Raw genomic sequence first — 7012 nt, forward strand, 5'->3', positions numbered from 1 at the left:
GGCTTCGCTCGGATAACCGGCTAAAGTCTCATGCTGGTGAGCTCGGTCTCTTTCACGGTGTCCGTGATCATCGGCATTTCGAAGAACTTGTCGAATACGTCGACAACTCTTCCGGCAGTATTACCATCCCAAAGAAGTGGCCTGCGGTTCGATGAAAACCCTTCCTCAAGGTAGCGTTCCGCATAATCCACGATCTTCTTCGGATTGAGGCCAATCAATGAATTAGTACCATCTGTGATGGTTACCGGTCTCTCGGTATTCGGCCTTACAGTCAGGCAAGGCACTCCCAGAAATGTCGTTTCTTCCTGAATGCCTCCTGAATCGGTAACGACTGCAGCAGCTTCCTTCTGCAGCTTAAGAAACTCGATATATCCGAGCGGTTCTACGACTCTGAGGTTCGAGTTTTCGAACACTGAACTATCTCCGATTGAGAGCTCGAACTCAAGCAATTTCTTGCGAGTACGCGGGTGCATCGGAAACACAACTGGTGCGAGTCGGGCTAATCCTGAGAGCATTTCTGTTATTTTCGAGAGCTGATCGCAATCATCGACATTGCCGGGTCTGTGCATAGTGACGAGGATATATCGGCCCTTCTCGACCTTACAGTCATCGAGGACATTCAGTCGATCCGCTCTGGGAAGGAATTTCACGAGAGAATCGATCATGATATTTCCCACGAAGTGTATCGAATCCTCGTTAGCGCCTTCGCGGAGCAGGTTTACGTTTGCGCCTTCGCATGTAGTCAGCAACAGCGTGCTTACGCGGTCGGCGACAATCCTGTTGATCTCTTCCGGCATGCTCCAGTCGCAAGACCTAAGTCCAGCCTCGACATGTGCTACGGGTATCCGGAGTTTGACAGCAGCGATCGCGGCGGCGAGAGTTGAGTTGACATCACCGAAAACGACAACCATGTCGGGTCGCTGTGAAAGCATCAATTTCTCGATCTCTATGAGCACTCTTCCAGTCTGGAAACCGTGAGTGCCGGAACCTATTCCGAGGTTTATATCGGGTTCGGGAATTTCAAGCTGTTTGAAGAAAACGTCCGACATCTTCTCATCGTAGTGTTGCCCGGTGTGAACGACGGTTGGACGATATGATTCTGGACGAGCGCTGAGCGCGTCGTACAATGGTGCGAGTTTCACGAAGTTCGGACGAGCGCCTGCGACTAGTAGTATCTGTTTCATATTACCTCTGCTGTCCTTAAAACTTATCGATGATGTAAAGTGTGGTTGCGAGTCCGCCCAGGATCGTAGCCGAGCTTGTGAATATATTCCACCAGTCACGATTCTTCTTTATTTCTGTCGGCACGACAACGGCATCACCCAGATCGACATATCTGTTACGCGCTTTCTTGCCGGATAAGACCCGGCCATCCGCCTTCACAAGTCTGACATTGTCTTTATCAGAATTCTTGAGGTATCCTCCAGCATTCTCTATGTAGTCAGATATCTTCAATCCGGGTGCGAACTGGAGGGTGCCGTTGGACGCTACCGCGCCCATGATCTGCACACCGGAGGGATTTTTCGGAATGAAGATGTGATCGCCATGCCGAAGCGGAAGCTGTTTGCCTCTGTCGTTGTCATTGATAAGAAGATCAAGATCGATTACAATCCTGCTCATTCTGTCTGTATCGACATCAAATACCGTTTCCGGATACACCCGCCCCAAAGAGTCCTCTTTCAGAGGCGCCGACTTGGTTATGATGTCTGACAGTTGCTTTTGCTCGAGCTCAGCGGCAATTTCGGGCCTTGTGAAGACAGCGCCGGTAGGGAATGCCTCACTGGTCAATCCTCCCGCTCTCTGGATTATCTCGTATAGAGTCATATCATTGCTGGTAAGTGAGTACTGCCCGGGGAATTTCACCTCTCCTTCGACAGTTACAAGTTTCTCGATCTGCCAGTCGGGTATGGTGCGAACGAAAACCTGATCGTCCTCTTCGAGTACCACGTCATAAGAGCCGTCTTTCTCATCAATGAGTTTCTTGAGATTGATCTCGAATAGCTCAGTTGTACCCTCGGAGTCCAGGCGTGCTATCTCGGCGGACAGCATGAAAGCGCTTCTATTGAGATTACCCGCCCGGAAAATCAGATCGGAGAGTTTCATATCTTTGAATATCTTGTACTTCCCCGGCATTTTGACATCGCCGCGAATCGAGACATACTTGTCGCGACTCACTTGCGGTGTGGAGTAGACGACCAGGCTATCTTTCGCCAACAGCTTGATATCCGCGCCCTCCTTCTGTGCCATGATCGCTTCCAGATTTACCGGGATAATTTCCTGCTTGCCGTCAGAATGAGTGCGAATCAGATCTGCGCGTTGCATGTAGACATCATCAAAGAGCTGTTCACCGTTAAATAGAAGACTCGCTATATTTGGCCTCTCTTCGATCTGGAATGCTCCCGGATGTTTCACCCGACCTTCGAGCCACACCACATTTTCGCGCAACTTGTTCATTGAGAAAACCATGATCTGATCCCCGCCTCTGGCAGTCATATTGCCATCAGAACCTGATTCTTCTCTCAAATCGATGTCATGAATAACGCGGCTGTCATTCGAACCGAGTCGATCCAGCTGTATTCGCCGTGTATAAGCCGATGGAGCCAGTCCGCCAGCCAGCTCTACCACTTGCGCAATTGTCTCGCCTCCGTGCAATTCGTAGACCGCAGGGCGATTGACTTCGCCGTACACGTTCACGCGTTCGCCTGCAAGCGGCACGAACACGACATCTTCTGAATGAAGTTTAACGTCTCCAGAAGCATCGCCGGATAGTAGAAAGCTGTAGAGATCAATTTCTTTGTATGTCTTACCGCCCCGCAGCAGACGGACCTTTCTCATGCTGCCTCGCGCATTCGGTCCCTGAGCCGTATAGAGCGCATTGAAAAGCGTCGAGAGAGAACTGAGAGTATATCCTCCCGGCTGCTTGACCTCACCGTAGACGTAGACCTTGATCGTGCGGATCTTACCGAGCGATACGCTCATGTTGAATTCTGAGTAGAATGCAGAGAGCTTCTTCTCTAATCTGCCATGAAGGCCATCGAGAGTGAGTCCGTAACAGACAACTTCACCGACTTTGGGGATGAATACCCTGCCCTCGCGATTCACTGTGAGGCTCAGTTCCAGATCGACCCTGCCCCAGATACTCACCAGCAGGTTATCACCTGGACCGATTTCGTAATCTGGAGGGACAGTCGCAATCTCGGGTGGTGCGAAATTCGCCGATCGCTCTGTGAACATGTCGTAACCAAACGGCTGCAGATCGCCCCAGATATCAGTCGGACTAGAGGAGGTGACCTGAGCCCCACCTGAAGCGGCCGGTTCGGTTGCCACCATCCCACCCTGATCTGCGATTGTACTCTCGTAGATTTCCGGTGAAGTATATGACTCCACTGATTCAGTACCACTGGCTTTTTTCGATCTCATGTACTGTTCGTAGGCCTGCTTCTTCTCGTCCATTGACTGAGCATGTACCAGGCTACAGAAAGTGACCGCGAGTATCGCTCCAAGAACGCAAAGACTTGTCTTCTTCATAATTCCTCTTCCTTAATTCAATTTGAGGACACGTTTTTCCAATGGTGCTTGAGGCACGTTTCGTGCCGCGAGGGATAAACTACGGTAAGTCGTTACTACGCATTTAATTAAGACGTAAGGGAGATGGCGGAGAGATTGCTGTTAGCGGAAAATACTACCTATCCAGTTGTCAATTCTTTCCGTGCCCGATGAAATCGATTCTGGTAAAGGCTTCTGCGGGTGATAGCAGCTTCGTATGCAGAAGTTTGGATGCCTTGGTGACATCGACACCTGCTTTCAATGGACGTACTGCCTTTCGATTGAGCAATGCGAGTGGCACCGCCTGCACAAGCTGCCGAGGGAATCTATATTCATGTGCCATAGATAATGCGAAATCGTAACGTGACAGATATTGGCTTCCTGCAATATTCATAATACCTGCCAGCCCTTGCTCGACTGCCTCCAAAATTGCAGCCGACAGATTAAGCGTCCATATCGGATTGCAGTAGAGGTCTGAAGCTACTTTGACCGACTCGCCGGACTTAAGACGGCCGTAGACAGCCGTGAAGAGATTAGCCTTGCCGTGATCTTCATTATCGAACAGTGCGCTGGTTCTCACAATAAGGCTTTCGCCATTGAATTTACTCACGAGCTGCTCTGCAGCAAGCTTGGTACGACCATAGACATTCAGCGGGTTTGGAACCGCTTCCTCGGGATAGGGACCATTCCTGCCATCGAATAAGTAATCTGTGGATATCTGGACGAATCGCGTCTTATCATGCTTTATTGCGTCGATCAAGTGCGCAACAATGTCGCAATTGACCTTGCTGGCGAGAATCTGCTTCTCTTCGCATGCATCGACATCGGTCATGGCGGCGGAGTTGATGACGACATCGGGTTCAAAATCGTGCACGAGTCTGCTGACCGAGACTCGATCTGTAAGGTCGCACTTCACGGTCTGTAACTTTGCCGTAATACTACCCGGAAAGTCGTGCTCGTGAGTGACTGCAATGACGTGAAATTTGTCCAAGAGCAACGTGGTGAGCCTGAGACCGAGCAGGCCCGCGGCGCCTGTGACCATAATCCTCAAATCAGAGTGCCCCATATTGTCTGTCGAAATACTCGTCGTACTCTTTAGTACGTCTTGATTTCAACCAGTCCTGATTGTCGAGATACCACTTCACGGTCTTCTCGAGCGCTCGATCAAAACTGTATCTCGGCAGCCAGCCGAATCGATTCATGAACCTGCTGCCATCGAGGGCGTATCTTCGGTCATGCGCCGGTCTGTCATCGACGAATCTGATCAGGTCATTCTTGCATCCGATGATGCTTGTCAGGTTCCTGGTGAGATCGATATTCGTTGACTCGAATTTGGACGCCAGATTGAAGCATTCACCGGGAGTGAAACCATCAATCGCGAAATCTATCGCACTACAGAAGTCCTCGACGAAGAGCCACATCCGCTTCTGCATCCCATCGCCGTAAACCGGGACAGGAAGTCCCCGCGACAGCCTGTCGACAAAAAGTGGGATGAGCTTCTCGGGATACTGATAAGGTCCGAGGTTGTTTACCGGCCTGACAATCATCGCAGGCTGCTCGTATACTGTGTGAGCGGCAATAATTAGCAGGTCGCCGGACGCTTTGGATGCAGCGTACGGTGAAGTCGGCCGCAAAGGTGTGTCCTCGGAGAAGAGATCACCATCAGGTGTCGGGCCGTATACCTCGTCAGTAGATATATGCAGTAGCGACACCGATTTCTTTCTGCAACAGTCGAGCAGTACTTGTGCGCCGAAGACATTCGTCCGAACAAACTCCTCGGGACTCGCAATCGACCTGTCGACATGTGTCTCCGCCGCAAGGTTGACGACCATGTCGATGCCGTATTCAAGAACAGCTGTGAGCTGATCACGATCACAAATATCCCCCTCGACAAATGAAACATTCTTGCCTGACAGCAAGTGTTTGATGTTTGACTTGCTGCCGGCATAGGTGAGCAGATCGAAGATCGTGAGATGGTACTCGGGGCGATTCGTGGAGAGATACCTAACCAAATTGGTGCCGAGAAACCCGCACCCACCCGTAATCAGAAGGTTCATGTGCAGCACCTATCCATCGTTGTGATCCCAATCATACGGTATGTCATTGATGTGCGGATCAATCCTCATTTCATCGGGAGCCTCATAATCATATTCTCTGTCGGGAACATTGAGCGCTATGGCAGTCTCATGCCCCAGAGCCTTGAAACCGTGACACACGCCGCACGGTATCTGAATCAGCATCGGATTCCGATCGCCGATGAAGAACTCGTTCACGTCCCCTTTCGTCGGTGAATCGTCACGTCTGTCGTACAGGACGAATTTGGCCATGCCGGATATGATTGTGAAGTTATCTACCTGTTCGTGATGATAATGCCATGCTTTGACAACGCCGGGATATGCCGCTGTTATGTAGACCTGCCCGAACCGAATAAACATGTCATCATCATTGCGAAGTACTTCCATCAGAAATCCGCGTTCATCAGGAATGGTTCTGAGCCTCTTTATCTTCACTCCATCAATCACGTCTCTCCTCCTTTTCAGATATCCGTCTTTCACGCACCATTCTTGAAGCGCGGAACAGCGACTCGAAAGTTCCGCAGTCACTCCATGCGCCGGTCAAAAAACCGTGCGTAAGATCGTTGTCATGAATATATCGATTTGATACGTCGGTAATCTCATATTCGCCACGCGCAGAAGGCTTGAGTGTTCGAATTATGTCAAAAACCTTGTTGTCATAGAAATATATCCCTACAACAGCATACTGACATGCAGGGTTCTTCGGCTTCTCCTCAATGCGAGTGATTGAATCACTATCGAACACGGGGACTCCGAATCGCTCGGGATCGGGTACTTTCTTCAATAGTATGCGCGCGCCTTGGATTTGGCTCTTGTATATCTCTACCTGCGGCCCGAGATCATCGTCGAAGAGATTGTCTCCCAGAATGACACACATTCTTCTGCCATGTGTGAAGTCCTCGGCGAGCGAAAGTGCAGCAGCGATTCCATCCTCACCGACTTGCGTTGTAAAGGTGAGCTTGTCGATTCCGAATTCCGAACCATCGCCCAGCAATCGCTCAAACGCAGCCCTGGAGCTTTCTCCGCAGACGATGAGAATCTCCTTCAGCCCGGCATCGACCATTTTCCGTAACGGAAAAAGGATCATGGGCCGATCGTACACCGGAAGCAGGTGTTTGTTTGCCACGCGTGTGAGCGGAGCAAGCCGTCTTCCGGCCCCTCCAGCAAGTATGATTCCGACAATATCCATAGTAACCAAGTCAATGTAACCCGACTTGTCGATCAGTCAAGCGAAAGTTGGTGGAGCCTGCACGCGACGCACCAGCATATTTTATTTGTGATTCCGATTCATGCTTCCTTTATTTTGTTGTGACCAAAGTCATTGCACATAGAGGAGCATCAGCCGATTTTCCCGAAAACAGCCTGGAGGCGATTCTGGCTGCCCGCAGCCA

6 protein-coding genes are annotated in these 7012 nt (G+C 50.5%); all 6 read right to left on the reverse strand.

The features are described from left to right. Positions 1–20: 20 nt before the first annotated feature. Positions 21–1184 (reverse strand): UDP-N-acetylglucosamine 2-epimerase (non-hydrolyzing), encoded by a 1164-nt coding sequence (gene wecB, locus KKH67_01710; protein ID MBU1317889.1) that lies wholly within the window; start codon positions 1182–1184, stop codon positions 21–23. A gap of 16 nt (positions 1185–1200) precedes the next feature. Next, the gene (locus tag KKH67_01715) at positions 1201–3528 is read right to left on the reverse strand and encodes an SLBB domain-containing protein (GenBank protein ID MBU1317890.1); all 2328 of its coding nucleotides are present in this window, start codon (positions 3526–3528) and stop codon (positions 1201–1203) included. Between the two features lie 169 nt (positions 3529–3697). Beyond that, positions 3698–4612: an SDR family oxidoreductase gene (locus KKH67_01720; protein ID MBU1317891.1), complete on the reverse strand. Its 915-nt coding sequence runs from the start codon at positions 4610–4612 to the stop codon at positions 3698–3700. Then, positions 4599–5603, reverse strand: coding sequence for a dTDP-glucose 4,6-dehydratase (gene rfbB / locus KKH67_01725; protein MBU1317892.1), 1005 nt, complete (start codon positions 5601–5603; stop codon positions 4599–4601). Before rfbB ends, KKH67_01720 begins: the two co-directional genes overlap by 14 nt. Positions 5604–5612: 9 nt before the next feature. After that, positions 5613–6068 (reverse strand): dTDP-4-dehydrorhamnose 3,5-epimerase family protein, encoded by a 456-nt coding sequence (locus KKH67_01730; GenBank protein ID MBU1317893.1) that lies wholly within the window; start codon positions 6066–6068, stop codon positions 5613–5615. After that, positions 6061–6804, reverse strand: a complete 744-nt coding sequence (locus KKH67_01735; protein ID MBU1317894.1) for an NTP transferase domain-containing protein — start codon at positions 6802–6804, stop codon at positions 6061–6063. Before KKH67_01735 ends, KKH67_01730 begins: the two co-directional genes overlap by 8 nt. Positions 6805–7012: the final 208 nt, after the last annotated feature.

This window comes from Candidatus Zixiibacteriota bacterium, from assembly GCA_018820315.1.
GTDB lineage: Bacteria > Zixibacteria > MSB-5A5 > JAABVY01 > JAHJOQ01 > JAHJOQ01.

What these genes read in the sequence shown, in the direction of transcription:
- KKH67_01715 (MBU1317890.1), bottom strand. Translation starts at nt 3,528, where the DNA reads ATGAAGAAGACAAGTCTTTGCGTTCTTGGAGCGATACTCGCGGTCACT.
- KKH67_01720 (MBU1317891.1), bottom strand. Translation starts at nt 4,612, where the DNA reads ATGGGGCACTCTGATTTGAGGATTATGGTCACAGGCGCCGCGGGCCTG.
- rfbB (MBU1317892.1), bottom strand. Translation starts at nt 5,603, where the DNA reads ATGAACCTTCTGATTACGGGTGGGTGCGGGTTTCTCGGCACCAATTTG.
- wecB (MBU1317889.1), bottom strand. Translation starts at nt 1,184, where the DNA reads ATGAAACAGATACTACTAGTCGCAGGCGCTCGTCCGAACTTCGTGAAA.